Genomic DNA, 13,008 nt, shown 5'->3' on the forward strand with positions numbered 1-13,008 from the left:
CGCCGGCACCGGGCGCTCGGATCAGACGGTCGGTCTGATGATGTTCGGGTTCAGGTATTTCGTCGCGACGCGGTCGGGTCCGAGTTCGGTGCCCCACGTGCTCGGATCGGTTGCGACGCGGTAGCGGTCGTCGCACTTGAAGGTGCCGGCCTCCGCGGGGAACGCCTGGGTGTATTCGGCGCCGGTGAGCCTCACGACGAGCCCGCAGGTTGCCGGCATGTTGTTCCCGGGATCGGTGACGGCGTGCAGTCCGCCTCCGTCCCACTCGTTGATTCGGGACAGTTCGTCGATGACGCACTGACGGGACAGGTCCGATCCGCAGGCGTCCGCAGCGGTCGCCCACAGCAGGAACGAAGAGGTGGCCTGCATGCCGAGCAGCGCGGTCTTGCCGTCCTGCTCGGTGACTAGCTCGACGTACTTCTTCACGGCCGGTACGGCATCAGCGTTCTCGATCATCTGGAAGGTCATGCCGGCGTGGAGGTTGTCGAGCAGACCACTCTCCCCGTTCCACGCCTGGGCGGCGTTGCCGTACCAGGTGGCCTCACCGAGCAGGATCGGGTCGATGCCGGCCTGGTCGAGTGCCTTCACGAAGTTGAATTCGGCCGGCACCGGAGAACGGGACGTCCACAGGCCCTTGACGCCGCACTGCTTGAACTTCTCGGCGAAGGGCGCGTAACTCGACTCGCCCTCGTAGTTGAGCGTGACACCGCAGTTCTTCAGCGTGAAGCCGGCGGCCTCGGCGACGGACCGGATCTTGGTGCTCGCCGAGATGATCGTGGGCATCGTGCTGTCGATGACGTCGAACTCGCCGACCAGGTCCGGGTACATCTCGGCGATCTGGAACCACTGCGAGCCGTTCGCGTAGTCGACCGGGAACGGGACGCCCTGGTAGGTCATCGGGCCGTTGGCCGCGTCGGGGGACACGGTGAAGGCGGGGACAGCGGCGAGATTGCACGCGACCCGAGTCTGCTCGGACGTCTGGTCCATGGCGAAGCCGTGACCGACCATCATGAACTCGCTCGCACACGCGTTCTGCATCACCGCGTTGGCCTGCGTCATCGCAGCGTCGTAGTGGGTACCGACGATCGTGCGACCGTTGATGCCACCCTGGGCGTTGCACCAGTCGATCATCGCGGAGACGGCGTCACCGATCTCCTTGTTGAGTCCGGGACTCTTCGAGTAGCCCCGGTCGTCGCCGTATCCGATGCGGATCTCGGTATCCGACACTCCCTGGTCGGTGCTTCCTGCCGCATCACCCGGCCCGCACGGAGACGCGAGGGTTCCGAACGATTCCTCGGCCGTGGGGGCCGCCGCTGCGGCGGCTGCCGCCGGAGCGAGGGCGCCCGCCGACGGGTCGGCGCCGCGGTCCGACGCACAAGCGGACGTCGCCACTACGACGGCGAACAGACCCGCCATCGATTTCGAGGCAGCACTGAGTTTCACGACGATGGACTCCTTGGTCTCGGTCTGGGCCGAAGCGCAATTCCGGGGCGCCGGACGGTAGGCCGGGTGTCGCGAAGGTAGCCACCCCGCAGAGTGAGACCTGGGCCACTCTCACTCACCGGGACAAATTTGTGACAGTGGACACAGCACCTAGGATTCGATGCACCACGTCACCCGAAACAGTTCTCCGATCCCCCTGTGTACGCCCTGCTGCGCGACGAAACCGTGCGGGACCGAGAAAGGCGAATCCTTGACAGCACAAGCAGATCTGCAGCAGATGTTGCAGCAGGTCGTTTCCCAGCTCACCGGCCCCGGTGGCCGATTCGAAATCGTCGAAGAGGACGTGCGCGGCAACCGGATGCAGGTCATGCGCAACCGCGACCGCCGCATCGGCGACCTCGTCGCCGCGTCCCGGAAATGGGGCGACCGCGACTACCTCGTGACAGCCGATCGCCGCCTTTCGTTCAGCGCGCACGCCGACGCCGTGGCAGCCCTGGCGACCGTCCTGCGCGACGAGCACGGCGTGAAGAAGGGCGACCGCGTCGCGCTTCTCGCGGCCAACTCCCCCGAATGGATCATCACCTTCTGGGCCGCTCAGTGCCTGGGTGCAATCGCAGTGGGCCTGAACTCGTGGTGGACCCCACCCGAGATCGCGTACGGCGTGAACCTGGTGCGGCCCAAGGTGATCGTCGCCGACGCCAAGCGCGCCGAGTTGCTGGCGAGAGCAGAGGTCTCCGATTTCGATCTGCTCACCACCGAACAGGACGTGCCTCGGATCGTGACCGCCGCGTCCGGCGCCGAACTGCCGTCGGCCGACGTGGAGGAGGACGATCCCGCGGTCATCCTGTTCACGAGCGGTACCAGTGGGCGTCCCAAGGGGGCACTGCACTCCCACCGCAACGTGCTCGCCGTCGTCGACTATCACCGATACTCCGACGCGCTGGTTGCCGCGATGCAGCAGCGCCCCTATGACGACTCGGTGCCCAACGACAACCGGTATCTCCTGACCTCACCGTTGTTCCACATCGCGAGCCTGCACAACCTTGCGGTGCCGCGACTCGCAACGGGAAGCGCCGCTGTCATGACGGAAGGCGGGTTCGACGTCGACAAGGTCTTCACGCTCATCGAGCGCGAGAGGGTGACCAACTGGGGTGCGGTGCCGACGATGGCTTCGCGCATGCTCGAGCACGAGAACACCGACAAGTACGACCTCGGCTCGCTCACTGCGTTCGCGCTGGCTTCTGCTCCGTCCTCCCCCGAGTTCAAGCAACGCCTGCAGGCGAAGTTCCCCTTCGCGCGACAGGCTCTGGTGGACAGCTACGGGCTGACCGAGTGCAGCACCGCGATCGCCATGGCGACGGCCCCGGAAATCGAGGCCTTCCCCGGAACCCTCGGCTCCCCCATCATCACGGTGAGCATGGAGATCCGCGATCCGTTCGGCGAACGGGTGCCCGACGGCACCGAGGGCGAGATCTGCGTCCGCAGTCCCTACGTAATGCTCGGCTACTGGGAGGATCCGGCCGCAACGGACGCGGCCATCACCCCGGAGGGATGGTTGCGTACCGGCGACTACGGCACGATCGAGAACGGACGTCTGCGGCTCACGGGCCGACGGTCCGATCTCATCCTGCGCGGCGGCGAGAACGTCTATCCCACGGAGATCGAACAGCGCCTCGACGAGCACCCCGACGTCGTCGAGAGCGCCGTGATCGGCGTGGACCACGAGGATCTGGGACAGGAGGTCGCCGCCGTCGTCGTGCTGCGACCCGGCAGCACGATCACCGAGGACGAGTTGCGAGCCTTCTGCGCCGAGCGACTGGCCTACTACAAGGTCCCCACCGTCTGGCGGATCACGCAGGATCTGCTTCCCCGCAACGCGACCGGCAAGATCATCCGACGCTCGATCACCGCCTGATCGGCGAGCACACCGGTCACTCGCCGAGCCCGAACAGCGACGTGGCGTTGTCGCGGCACACCGCGCGGATCCATTCGCTGTCGGGCGCGACGCGTTCGAGCACCTCGAGCTGGTGGAGATAGCCGTACGGGATGTTCGGAAAATCCGTGCCGAGCAGGATCTTCCGGCGCAGCGTGTCGAGGCGCGGCAACTGATCCTTCGGGAAGGGTGTGTCCTCCTCGACGAAATCGGTGAACGCCATAGTCGTGTCGAGATACACCCGCTCGTACTGCTCCGCGAGGTCGAGGAACTCGCGGTACTCGGGCAGACCCATGTGCGCGACGATCACCGTCAGCTGCGGGTACCGGCGCATGAGCTCCTGCATCGGGGCGGGACCGGTGTACGTGCCGGGCGCCGGGCCCGACCCGCAGTGCACGACGATGGGCACGCCCGAGTCCTCGAGCAGGCCCCACACGTCGTCGAGGAGCGGATCGAGCGGCGAGTAATCGCCGACCTGGATGTGGGATTTGAACACGCGCGCGCCCGCCTCGATCGCCGACGCGACGTACTCCTTCGCCTCGGCCTCCGGGTAGAAGGTGGCGGTGTGGAGACAGTCGGGGGTCCGGGACGCGAAGTCGGCGGCCCACGAATTGAGCCACGCCGCCATCTCCGGCTTGTGCGGGTACAGCATGGCGGTGAATCGGTGCACCCCGAAGTCGCGGAGACGCGCGACGCGTTCCTCCTCGTCGTGCCGGTAGGTGATCGGCCAGGGCCGTCCGACGAGCGGACCTGCGGAGTCGAAGTACGCCCAGACCTTGTCCATGACCTGGCGGGGCATGAAGTGCGTGTGGACGTCGATCAGGTGATCGAGGCCGTGGGTGCTCCGGAAGCGTGCGACCGACTCGACTTCGTTCATGCCGCGACCCTATCCGGCGACCCTCAGCAGGGGTGACGTGAGTAGTTGATATTCGCTCCGGGAGATCGTTGTCACATACCCCCAGTAGGACAAAGGTTTGCCTTACCAATACTATGTGAAACTTGAATTACCGATCCGCGAGCGTCTTGGCACATGTCAGCACGCCGTCCGACCCTTCCTCGGAGTCACCCGTGAAAATGAATCTCAAGCGCCTGCTCCTCGCACCGGCCCTCGCCGGGGCGCTCGTCCTGACCGCCTGCGGTGACAGCGGTACCGACAGCGCCGACGCCGAGAACGGCGCGACCGTCACCATCGAGACCAACAACGGTGAGATGGAAGTTCCGGCGGACCCCGAGCGGGTGGTGGCCCTCGACAACAAGTCGTTCGAGATGCTGCGCGATTGGGGCATCACGCCCGTCGCCCTGCCGAAGACCCTCCTCCCCAACACGGGCTTCGACGAGTGGCGTGAGGACGACTCCATCCTCGATGTCGGCACGCACCGCGAGCCGAAGCTCGAACTGGTCAGCGAGGCCGAGCCGGATCTGATCATCGGCGGTTCGCGCTTCACCGAGTTCACCGGAGAACTGTCGAAGATCGCGCCGGTCGTCGACGTCTCCGCGCTGGACGATTCCGAGGGCGGCTACATCCAGGGACTGAAGGATCAGACCCTCGCGCTCGGGCAGATCTTCGAGAAGGAAGCCGAGGCCGAGGAGATCGTCGCCGAGCTCGAGGCCGCCACCGAGGCTGCCCAGGACGCCACGAACGGTGAGAGCGTCTTCCTCGCGGTCGTCGCGGGCGGCAAGATCGACAACGGTGCAGGCCGTATCGGTCGCCTCCTCGAGGGCGTGAACCTGAAGGACGTCTTCGCCGGCGACGCCGGTGATGTCCACGGCGATTCCGGTCTCGCTCCCGAGACCATCGCGCAGGCGAACCCCGACTGGATGATCGTCCTGGACCGCGACTCCGCCACCGCCGTGCCGGGCGAGGAGGCCCCGCAGCCGGCCGCCGCGGTGATCGACGCGCAGGAGGCGTTCGCCAACACCACCTTCGCCACGAAGGACCAGATCATCTACCTGGACGGCGACTTCTACAAGCGTGAGGGCATCGAGTCCTACACCGAAGCGTTCCAGCAGATCGCCGACGCGTTCGAAGCTGCGAACCAGTCGGCACAGTAAGTCCCTGTTGTTCGACGCTCCACAGCAGCCTGCCCCGACCCGGATCACGGGCCGGGGCAGGCTGCGTGTGTGAGCGCACCTTCTCCGGATCCGAGCCCCCATGACGAAGAACAAAGTGCTGCTGCCGGTGATCTCGGTGGTCGTTCTGGCACTGACCGTGGCGTCCCTGATGGTCGGCGGCTACGACATCACCCTCGAGTCGCTGATCCACGACCCGGCGGCCCGCGAGATGTTCTTCATCTCCCGCGTGCCGCGAACCCTCGCCCTGATCTTCGCGGCCGTCGCGATGAGCATCTCGGGCGTGATCATGCAGTTGATCACCCAGAACAAGTTCGTCGAACCGACCACCGCGGGCACCGCGCAGTGGGCCGGTCTCGGCCTGCTGGCCACATTGATCGTCGTTCCCGACGCGTCGCCGATGGTCAAGATGGTGATCTCGGTGATCTTCGCGTTCGCGGGAACGATGGTGTTCATCGTCGTCCTGCGCCGGATCGCGCTGAAGTCGTCGATCATCGTGCCGCTCGTCGGCATCATGCTCGGTGCCGTGGTCGGCTCGATCACCACTTTCCTCGCCGGCAACTTCGACCTGCTGCAGTCGATGTCGGCGTGGCGTTCGGGTGGCTTCAGCAGCGTGGTGCGCGGCTTCTACGAACCGCTGTGGGCGGTGCTCGCCGTCGCCGTCCTCGCCTATCTCCTCGCCGACCGGTTCACCATCGCCGGTCTCGGTAAGGACCTCGCCACCAACGTGGGGTTGAAGTACGAGCAGGTCGTCTTCCTCGGCGTCATGCTCGTCGCGATCGCCACCGGCGTCACCACCGTGGTGGTGGGCTTCATCCCGTTCCTCGGCCTGATCGTCCCGAATCTCGTGTCGATGATGCTCGGCGACGACATGCACAAGAACCTGCCCTGGGTCGCCGTCATCGGCGCCGGACTACTTCTCGCGTGCGATCTCGTCGGCCGCACGATCGTCGCCCCCATGGAGATTCCCGCGTCCGTCGTCCTCGGCGTCGTCGGCGCCGTCGTCTTCATCACTCTCGTTCTGAGGCAGCGTCGTCATGTCAGTGCTTGATTCCGTACGCGCCCGGGCCGTCCCGTCCGGCAAGGGTGAGCGCCGTCGCCTGTCGCCGGGAGTGCGCCTGGCCATCGTCGCCGTGATCGCCGCCGTGGCGGTCGCCTGCTATCTGTTCCTGTTCATCCGCGGCTCGTTCGACTTCACCTTCCCGCGCCGGCTCACCGTCCTGGGAGCCATGCTGGTCGCGGCGTTCGCGCACGGCATGGGGACCGTCGTGTTCCACACGGTCACCGACAACCGCATCCTCACGCCGTCCATCATCGGGTTCGATTCCCTGTACACGCTGATGCAGACGCTGACGGTCTTCTTCTTCGGAGCCACCGCGATCGCGACGTCCGAAGGCATCCCGAAGCTCGTCCTCCAGACCGCGCTCATGGTGGCACTGGCGACGCTGCTCTATCGCTGGTTGTTCTCCGGCCGTTTCGGCAGCCTGTTCCTGATGCTGCTCGTCGGCGTCGTACTCGGAATGGCGTTCGACAGTCTCTCGACGTTCATCCAGCGGGTGCTCTCCCCCACCGAGTACGACATGCTCTCGGTCGAGCTGATGGGCCGCCTGTCGTCCGTACCCGGCGACTATCTGCCCCTCGCATTCGGCATCTGCATCGTCGTCGGGGTGATCCTGTGGCGCCGTCGCCACCGTCTCGATGCGCTGCTGCTCGGCCGCGACACCGCGACCAACATCGGTGTCGCCTACAAACGCGAGTTGACGCTGATGCTCGTCCTCATCGCGTTGCTCGTGGCGTTCGCGACCGCATTGGCCGGGCCCATGACCTTCTTCGGCTTCCTCGTCGCCACCCTCGCCTACCAGATCGCCGGTTCGTACAAGCACCAGTACGTCATGCCCATGGCGTTCCTGCTCGGCGTCATCACCCTCGCCTTCGGCCAGTTCTTCATGCAGCACATCTTCTACGCGGGCGGATTCCTGACGGTGATCATCGAGTTCGTCGGCGGCATCCTGTTCCTGTTCATGCTCCTGAGAAAGGGAACGCTGTGATCGAGTTCCACGACGTCTCGATGTCGTACCAGGGCAAGCGGGTCCTCGGACCCGTCTCCGGCACGATCCGCGAGGGCGGCATCACCTCCCTGATCGGACCGAACGGTGCCGGCAAGTCGACGCTCATGACGATCATCGGCCGACTGCTGCAACCCACCAGCGGTACCGTCACCGTCGGCGGACTCGACGTTCGGTCCACGAAGACACAGGAACTGGCCAAGCACTTGTCGATCCTGCGGCAGGAGAACCACATCACCGCACGCCTGACGGTCCGCGAACTGGTCGGTTTCGGTCGATTCCCGCACTGCCAGGGCAGACTCACCGCGGAAGACGTGCGGCACGTCGACGAGGCGATGGAATTCCTCAACCTCACCGACCTCGCAGACCGCTTCCTCGACCAGCTCTCCGGCGGTCAGCGGCAGCGCACCTTCGTGGCGATGGTGCTGGCACAGGACACCAAGTACGTGCTGCTCGACGAGCCGCTCAACAACCTCGACATGAAGCACGCCGTGCTGATGATGCGTCAGCTGCGGCGGGCAGCGGACGAACTGGGCAAGACGATCGTGCTCGTCATCCACGACGTGAACATCGCCGCCGCGTACTCCGATCACATCATCGCGTTGCGCGACGGCCTGATCGTCACCAGCGGAACGTCCGACGAGATCATGCGGGACGAGATCCTCACCGACGTGTTCGATACCCCCGTGACCGTCCACGCGATCAACGGGCAACCCACCGCGGTATACGCGCGCTGAGCGGAACTTCGCTCAGAACAAGGTCAATTCGGCGTCGTCGGCGCGCTTCGGCGGCTTGTGCGCGACCACGGGCGTACTGGGCACCTCGATCGGTCCGGGCTTCGCCGCGATCTCGCGGGCGGCCTGGCCGGCGAGCGTGTCGGCCATCTCGTTGAAGTGGTTGCCGACGTGGCCGCGCACCCAGCGGAACCGCACCGGACCGGTGCGGTCGGTGAGCTCGCGGTCGATGGCGCGCACGAGTTCGAGGTTCTTCACCGGCGCGCCGGTGGCCGTCTTCCAACCCTTGCGCTTCCATCCGGGCAGCCATTCGGAGGCGCACTTGATCGCGTACTGCGAATCGGATTCGATGATCATCGGCTCGGCGCCGGGATGCGCGCGCAGTGCCTCGAGCACCGCCCGGAGCTCGGCGATCTGATTCGTGCCCGAACGCTCACCGCCCGACGCGCTGGGCCCCTCGTGATTGACCCACGCCCACCCGATGGCGCCACCGGGATTGCGAAGGCAGGATCCGTCGGTGCTCACGATGATCATGCGCCCGACCATAGCCGCACCCTCCGACACCACGAAAGTCGGCTCGAGCGCACAGAGTCGCGAAAGTCGGCTCCAGCGCCCGGAGTACGGTAGGACGGTGACCGTGTCCGACGAGCGAGGCCGTCGCATCGCGAGCGTGGCGGACGGCGCATCCCTCGACACCCGCGTGCGCGTGCCGTGGCCCGTCGACGTGGTGCGCACCCTGCGCCCGCTGCAGCGTGGGCCGTGGGATCCGTGTCATCGCGTCGTCGCAGGCGCCGTCTGGCGCACCTCCCGGATGAACACCGGTGCCGTGACGTACCGACTCACCCAGGACGGTCCGCACGGCGCGCGGTGTCTGGCGTGGGGTCCGGGCGCATCCGAGCTGGTCGATCGGCTTCCGGCGCTGCTCGGCGCCGACGACGACCCGTCCGGCTTCGTACCCGAGCATCCCCTGCTCGTCGAGGCGCACCGACGCATGCCCGCCCTGCGTATCACCCGCACGGGCCGGGTGCTCGAATCCCTGGTGCCGACCATCCTGGAACAGCGGGTGCACGGGGTGGCGGCGTTCGCGTCCTGGCGTCGTCTCGTCACGTGGTTCGGCGATCCGGCGCCCGGTCCGGCCCCGGAGGGCATGCGCGTGCCGCCCTCCGCGGCGACCTGGCGGACCGTACCGTCCTGGGAGTTCCATCGGGCGAACGTCGACCCCGGCCGCGCACGCACCGTGGTGCGGTGCGCCCAGGTCGCCGACTCTCTCGAGCGCCTCGTCCACGAACCGGCCGCCGACGCCCGGCGGAAACTGCGGGTCGTGCCGGGGGTGGGCGTGTGGACGGCCGCGGAGGTCGCCCAGCGCGCGTTCGGCGACACCGATGCGCTCTCCGTCGGCGACTACCATCTCGCGAAGGTGGTCGGATGGGCGCTGCTCGGTAAGCCCCTCGACGATCCCGGCATGATCGAGTATCTCGAACCCCTACGCCCGCAGCGTTATCGGGCAGTGCGACTGATCGTGGAGTCCGGTGGGTACGCGCAGGTTCCGAAACGCGGGCCTCGCACCCCGATCACCGACCACCGTCGGCGGTGACGGGGTCTCGATCCGGCGCGCCCGTACTCGTAGACTCGGTCACATGTCCGCCACCCACGACGCGGCCGGCCCCGATCGGCTCGGACACCTCCCGAGCTATCTGATGACCCAGGCGGCGCGACACGTGCATCGCGTCGTGTTCGACCGCCTCGATTCCGCCGATGCCCGAGGTCACCACTACCGGATCCTGGCCGCCCTCGAGGAATACGGTCCGTCCAGTCAGATCGACCTCGCCCGTCGCTGCGGACTCGATCGCAGCGACGTCGCCGCCGCCGTCGACGCACTCGTCGACCGTCGTTTCGTCGTACGCGCCGCCGACCCCACCGATCGGCGACGCAACATCATCACCCTCCCCCAGCGCGGGCGCCGGCGACTGTTCGATCTCGACCGGATGCTCACCGCGGCGCAGGACGAGGCGTTCGCTCCCCTCGACGCGGCCGAACGAGCACAGCTCACCGCCATGCTGACGAGGATTGTCGAGTATCACACCAGGCCTGCGCCGATTTCCGCGCAGCAGCCGTAGGCTTGTAGAGGTGCATCCGGCGGAGATCCCGCCGCGAGCACGATCTACGAAAGGACCTTCGGCGTGCAGGCCAAACCTTGCCGAGAATCGCGAGTCATCAAGACCAGCAGGGTGTTTCCCAACGACGTCAACGACCACAACACGTTGTTCGGCGGGAAGCTGATGAGCGACATCGACATGACCGCGTCGATCTCGGCGACCCGTCACAGTCGCGCCTCCGTTGTGACGGCGTCCACCGACTCCGTGGCCTTCCTCGAACCCGTCCGCCCGTCCGATTCGGTGTGCCTCGAGTCGTTCGTGACCTGGACCGGACGCAGCTCGATGGAGGTCTTCGTCAAGGTCACCGCCGAAGATCTGCGCAGCGGTGAGCGACGCATCGCCGCCACCGCCTTCCTCACCTTCGTCGCGGTCGACGACGGCGGTCGCCCCATGCAGGTGCCGCCGGTGCTGCCCGAGTCCGACGAGGAGCGCAAGCTCAACGAGTCCGGCGACGAGCGAGCGGAGCACCGCCGCATACACCGCGCGCAGAGCCAGGAGATGGCGAAGTACCTCACCACCAGCCGCCCGTGGTGAGGTAGGGCCGAACGCACCCACCGTCGAGTCGTGGTCAACCGGCAGCGCTCGAAAAGTGCTCTGCCACGAAATCATTCAGGTTGGCTGCTGCCGAAGGACGGCGACTGCTGTACAGGTACGGCCGGGGTCTCCGCGGGAACTGTGACGACCGTGGATCCCTGCTCGACCGCGAAGGACGTGAGCGGGAACAGCGCGAGGATTTCTTCGATACCGGGATAGTCCGAGGCCCACATCGCGGTGGAATCAGCGTTCCCGCACGATGCCAACGCGACGTAGGAGCCGGCAGGTACATCCGCGATGACCTGCGTGCTGGTTCCCGGCGCCACCGGCCCCTGCTCGTAGAGGGACTGTCCGGCTCCGACGACCCCCCAGACCGGGGGCAGCACCCCGTCCGGTGCGTTGCCCAGAGAGGTCGAGCAGATCAACTCCTCGCCGGTGTTGTTGACGATCGTGTTGGTCACGCTCGTGCCGTCGACGGAGAACGAATAGCGGACGTCCTCGGCCTCCGCTGCTCCTGCTACTCCTGGGATCACTACAGCCGCAGGGACAACAAAGGTGGTGATCACTGCAGCACGGGCGCGATGTCGCATCGGATGTCCTTACTGTCGTCAGATAACGGAATTCATGTGATCTTGACGCACCCCCGGTTTCTGCGGGCGGATTTCACCGAAAGCGATCCCGCGTGCACATGGGCTTGCTCGGCACGAAATTCGGACGGCGAGGACCCGGAACCTACACCTTGTCGGCCGAAGACCAACCCGAGAAGCTCACCGCGGCGATCCGAGAGTTCCTGACCACCACGGCCGGTTGAGACATCCCACATCCGGAGACGACTCGGCGCCCGGTGCAGCCGAGTGTCGACTGGACCGGACGCCGGGTAGTTCCGAACCGAGTGCTTACAGCGCCCGCGCGATGATCTGCTTCATGACCTCGTTCGCACCGGCGTAGATCCGCTGGACGCGCGCGTCCTCGTACATCCGCGCGATGAGGTACTCGCGCATGTAGCCGTAGCCGCCGTGCAGCTGAACGCATCGGTCGATGACCTCGCACTGCTTGTCGGTCAGCCAGTACTTGACCATCGCGGCGTCCGACGGGTCGAGTTGGCCCTTCAGGTGCTGCTCGATGCAGTGGTCGAGGAAGATGCGGCAGGTGCGGGCGATGGTCTGGCACTCGGCGAGTTCGAAGGCCGTGTTCTGGAACTCGAACAGGCTGTGCCCGAAGGCCTGTCGCGCCTTGGTGTAGCGGACGGTCTCCTCGACGGCCCGGTCCATCGCGCCGGCGGCCTGCGCACCGATGATCAGTCGCTCCTGTACGAGTTGTGCCATGAGCTGACCGAAACCGAGTCCTTCGGTATCGCCGAGCAGGTTCGTCACGGGCACACGCACGTCGACGAACGACAGTTCGGAGGTGTCGGCGGCGTGCTGGCCGACCTTGTCGAGCACACGACCCACCGAGAAGCCCGGGGTGTCACGGAGATCCACGATGAGCAGCGACACGCCCTTGGCGCCGGCCTTCGGGTCGGTCTTGACGGCGAGGACGATGACGTCGGCCGAGGAACCGTTGGTGATGAAGGTCTTCGAGCCGTTGACGACGTAATGGTCGCCGTCGCGCACCGCGGTGGTCTTGATGGCCTTGAGGTCCGAGCCCGCGCCGGGTTCGGTCATGCCGATGGCGCCGAGGATCTCGCCGGTGGCCATGCCCGGCAGCCACGCCTTCTTCTGTTCTTCGTTGCCGTACTCGAGGATGTAGTGCGCGACGATGCCGCTGTGCACGGAATTGCCGAACGCGAGATCGCCGGAATAGCCCTGCGCGTCGAACATCGCGAGGTCGTGCGCGAAGGTGCCGCCACCCCCGCCGTACTCCTCGGGGATCGAGCAGCACAGCAGACCGAGCTTGCCGGCCTCGAGCCACACCTCACGATCGATACGACGCTGCGAATCCCACTTTTCGGCCTTGCCCATGACCTCGCGATCGAAGAACTCGCGCGCGAGATCGTAGACGGCAGAGACCTCGTCGTCGTACCAGGAGGCGACGTGCTTCTTCGGCATCGGGTTCAGTTTTCCTTTTCGCAG

13 protein-coding genes are annotated in these 13,008 nt (G+C 66.3%); 8 read left to right on the forward strand and 5 right to left on the reverse strand.

Annotated elements, in window-relative coordinates; all coding sequences use genetic code 11:
* Positions 1–21 precede the first annotated feature (21 nt).
* Complete coding sequence (locus tag ACLBYD_RS14115) at positions 22–1,416, reverse strand: ABC transporter substrate-binding protein (RefSeq protein ID WP_447817044.1); 1,395 nt, start codon at positions 1,414–1,416, stop codon at positions 22–24.
* 304 nt (positions 1,417–1,720) lie between these two features.
* Here ACLBYD_RS14115 and ACLBYD_RS14120 point away from each other — a divergent pair, with 304 nt between their 5' ends.
* The gene (locus ACLBYD_RS14120) at positions 1,721–3,358 is read left to right on the forward strand and encodes a class I adenylate-forming enzyme family protein (RefSeq protein ID WP_447817045.1); all 1,638 of its coding nucleotides are present in this window, start codon (positions 1,721–1,723) and stop codon (positions 3,356–3,358) included.
* A 16-nt stretch (positions 3,359–3,374) separates the two neighbouring features.
* Here ACLBYD_RS14120 and ACLBYD_RS14125 read toward each other — a convergent pair whose 3' ends face one another.
* On the reverse strand, positions 3,375–4,253 hold the full coding sequence (locus ACLBYD_RS14125; protein ID WP_447816937.1) for an amidohydrolase family protein: 879 nt from the start codon (positions 4,251–4,253) through the stop codon (positions 3,375–3,377).
* A 197-nt stretch (positions 4,254–4,450) separates the two neighbouring features.
* Here ACLBYD_RS14125 and ACLBYD_RS14130 point away from each other — a divergent pair, with 197 nt between their 5' ends.
* From ACLBYD_RS14130 to ACLBYD_RS14145, 4 genes are all read left to right on the forward strand, one after another.
* A complete protein-coding gene (locus ACLBYD_RS14130) occupies positions 4,451–5,428 on the forward strand; it encodes an ABC transporter substrate-binding protein (RefSeq protein ID WP_447817046.1) in 978 nt (325 codons plus the stop codon).
* Between the two features lie 100 nt (positions 5,429–5,528).
* Complete coding sequence (locus ACLBYD_RS14135; protein ID WP_159417350.1) at positions 5,529–6,497, forward strand: ABC transporter permease; 969 nt, start codon at positions 5,529–5,531, stop codon at positions 6,495–6,497.
* A complete protein-coding gene (locus tag ACLBYD_RS14140; protein ID WP_447816938.1) occupies positions 6,484–7,494 on the forward strand; it encodes an iron chelate uptake ABC transporter family permease subunit in 1,011 nt (336 codons plus the stop codon). The genes ACLBYD_RS14135 and ACLBYD_RS14140 overlap by 14 nt, the downstream gene beginning before the upstream one ends.
* On the forward strand, positions 7,491–8,249 hold the full coding sequence (locus ACLBYD_RS14145) for an iron ABC transporter ATP-binding protein (protein ID WP_447816939.1): 759 nt from the start codon (positions 7,491–7,493) through the stop codon (positions 8,247–8,249). The genes ACLBYD_RS14140 and ACLBYD_RS14145 overlap by 4 nt, the downstream gene beginning before the upstream one ends.
* Before the next feature lie 12 nt (positions 8,250–8,261).
* On the opposite strand, the gene ACLBYD_RS14150 is transcribed toward ACLBYD_RS14145, so the two are convergent.
* On the reverse strand, positions 8,262–8,780 hold the full coding sequence (locus ACLBYD_RS14150; RefSeq protein WP_026061190.1) for a ribonuclease H family protein: 519 nt from the start codon (positions 8,778–8,780) through the stop codon (positions 8,262–8,264).
* Positions 8,781–8,877: 97 nt separating this feature from the next.
* Here ACLBYD_RS14150 and ACLBYD_RS14155 point away from each other — a divergent pair, with 97 nt between their 5' ends.
* The 3 genes from ACLBYD_RS14155 (at position 8,878) to ACLBYD_RS14165 (ending at position 10,936) form a co-directional block, all read left to right on the forward strand.
* Positions 8,878–9,840 (forward strand): DNA-3-methyladenine glycosylase family protein, encoded by a 963-nt coding sequence (locus tag ACLBYD_RS14155; protein ID WP_447816940.1) that lies wholly within the window; start codon positions 8,878–8,880, stop codon positions 9,838–9,840.
* 43 nt (positions 9,841–9,883) lie between these two features.
* Positions 9,884–10,363, forward strand: a complete 480-nt coding sequence (locus ACLBYD_RS14160) for a MarR family winged helix-turn-helix transcriptional regulator (RefSeq protein ID WP_447816941.1) — start codon at positions 9,884–9,886, stop codon at positions 10,361–10,363.
* 111 nt (positions 10,364–10,474) lie between these two features.
* A complete protein-coding gene (locus ACLBYD_RS14165; protein WP_447816942.1) occupies positions 10,475–10,936 on the forward strand; it encodes an acyl-CoA thioesterase in 462 nt (153 codons plus the stop codon).
* A gap of 71 nt (positions 10,937–11,007) precedes the next feature.
* Here ACLBYD_RS14165 and ACLBYD_RS14170 read toward each other — a convergent pair whose 3' ends face one another.
* Positions 11,008–11,526, reverse strand: a complete 519-nt coding sequence (locus tag ACLBYD_RS14170; protein WP_447816943.1) for a hypothetical protein — start codon at positions 11,524–11,526, stop codon at positions 11,008–11,010.
* A gap of 306 nt (positions 11,527–11,832) precedes the next feature.
* Complete coding sequence (locus ACLBYD_RS14175; RefSeq protein ID WP_447816944.1) at positions 11,833–12,984, reverse strand: acyl-CoA dehydrogenase family protein; 1,152 nt, start codon at positions 12,982–12,984, stop codon at positions 11,833–11,835.
* Positions 12,985–13,008 lie beyond the last annotated feature (24 nt).

It is taken from the genome of Rhodococcus sp. C26F, assembly GCF_053345925.1.

Excerpts from the sequence above, each read along its gene's own strand:
- ACLBYD_RS14150 (WP_026061190.1), bottom strand. The coding sequence starts at position 8,780 with ATGATCATCGTGAGCACCGACGGATCCTGCCTTCGCAATCCCGGTGGC.
- ACLBYD_RS14140 (WP_447816938.1), top strand. The coding sequence starts at position 6,484 with ATGTCAGTGCTTGATTCCGTACGCGCCCGGGCCGTCCCGTCCGGCAAG.
- ACLBYD_RS14115 (WP_447817044.1), bottom strand. The coding sequence starts at position 1,416 with ATGGCGGGTCTGTTCGCCGTCGTAGTGGCGACGTCCGCTTGTGCGTCG.
- ACLBYD_RS14125 (WP_447816937.1), bottom strand. The coding sequence starts at position 4,253 with ATGAACGAAGTCGAGTCGGTCGCACGCTTCCGGAGCACCCACGGCCTC.
- ACLBYD_RS14120 (WP_447817045.1), top strand. The coding sequence starts at position 1,721 with ATGTTGCAGCAGGTCGTTTCCCAGCTCACCGGCCCCGGTGGCCGATTC.
- ACLBYD_RS14130 (WP_447817046.1), top strand. The coding sequence starts at position 4,451 with ATGAATCTCAAGCGCCTGCTCCTCGCACCGGCCCTCGCCGGGGCGCTC.
- ACLBYD_RS14175 (WP_447816944.1), bottom strand. The coding sequence starts at position 12,984 with ATGCCGAAGAAGCACGTCGCCTCCTGGTACGACGACGAGGTCTCTGCC.
- ACLBYD_RS14170 (WP_447816943.1), bottom strand. The coding sequence starts at position 11,526 with ATGCGACATCGCGCCCGTGCTGCAGTGATCACCACCTTTGTTGTCCCT.
- ACLBYD_RS14160 (WP_447816941.1), top strand. The coding sequence starts at position 9,884 with ATGTCCGCCACCCACGACGCGGCCGGCCCCGATCGGCTCGGACACCTC.
- ACLBYD_RS14135 (WP_159417350.1), top strand. The coding sequence starts at position 5,529 with ATGACGAAGAACAAAGTGCTGCTGCCGGTGATCTCGGTGGTCGTTCTG.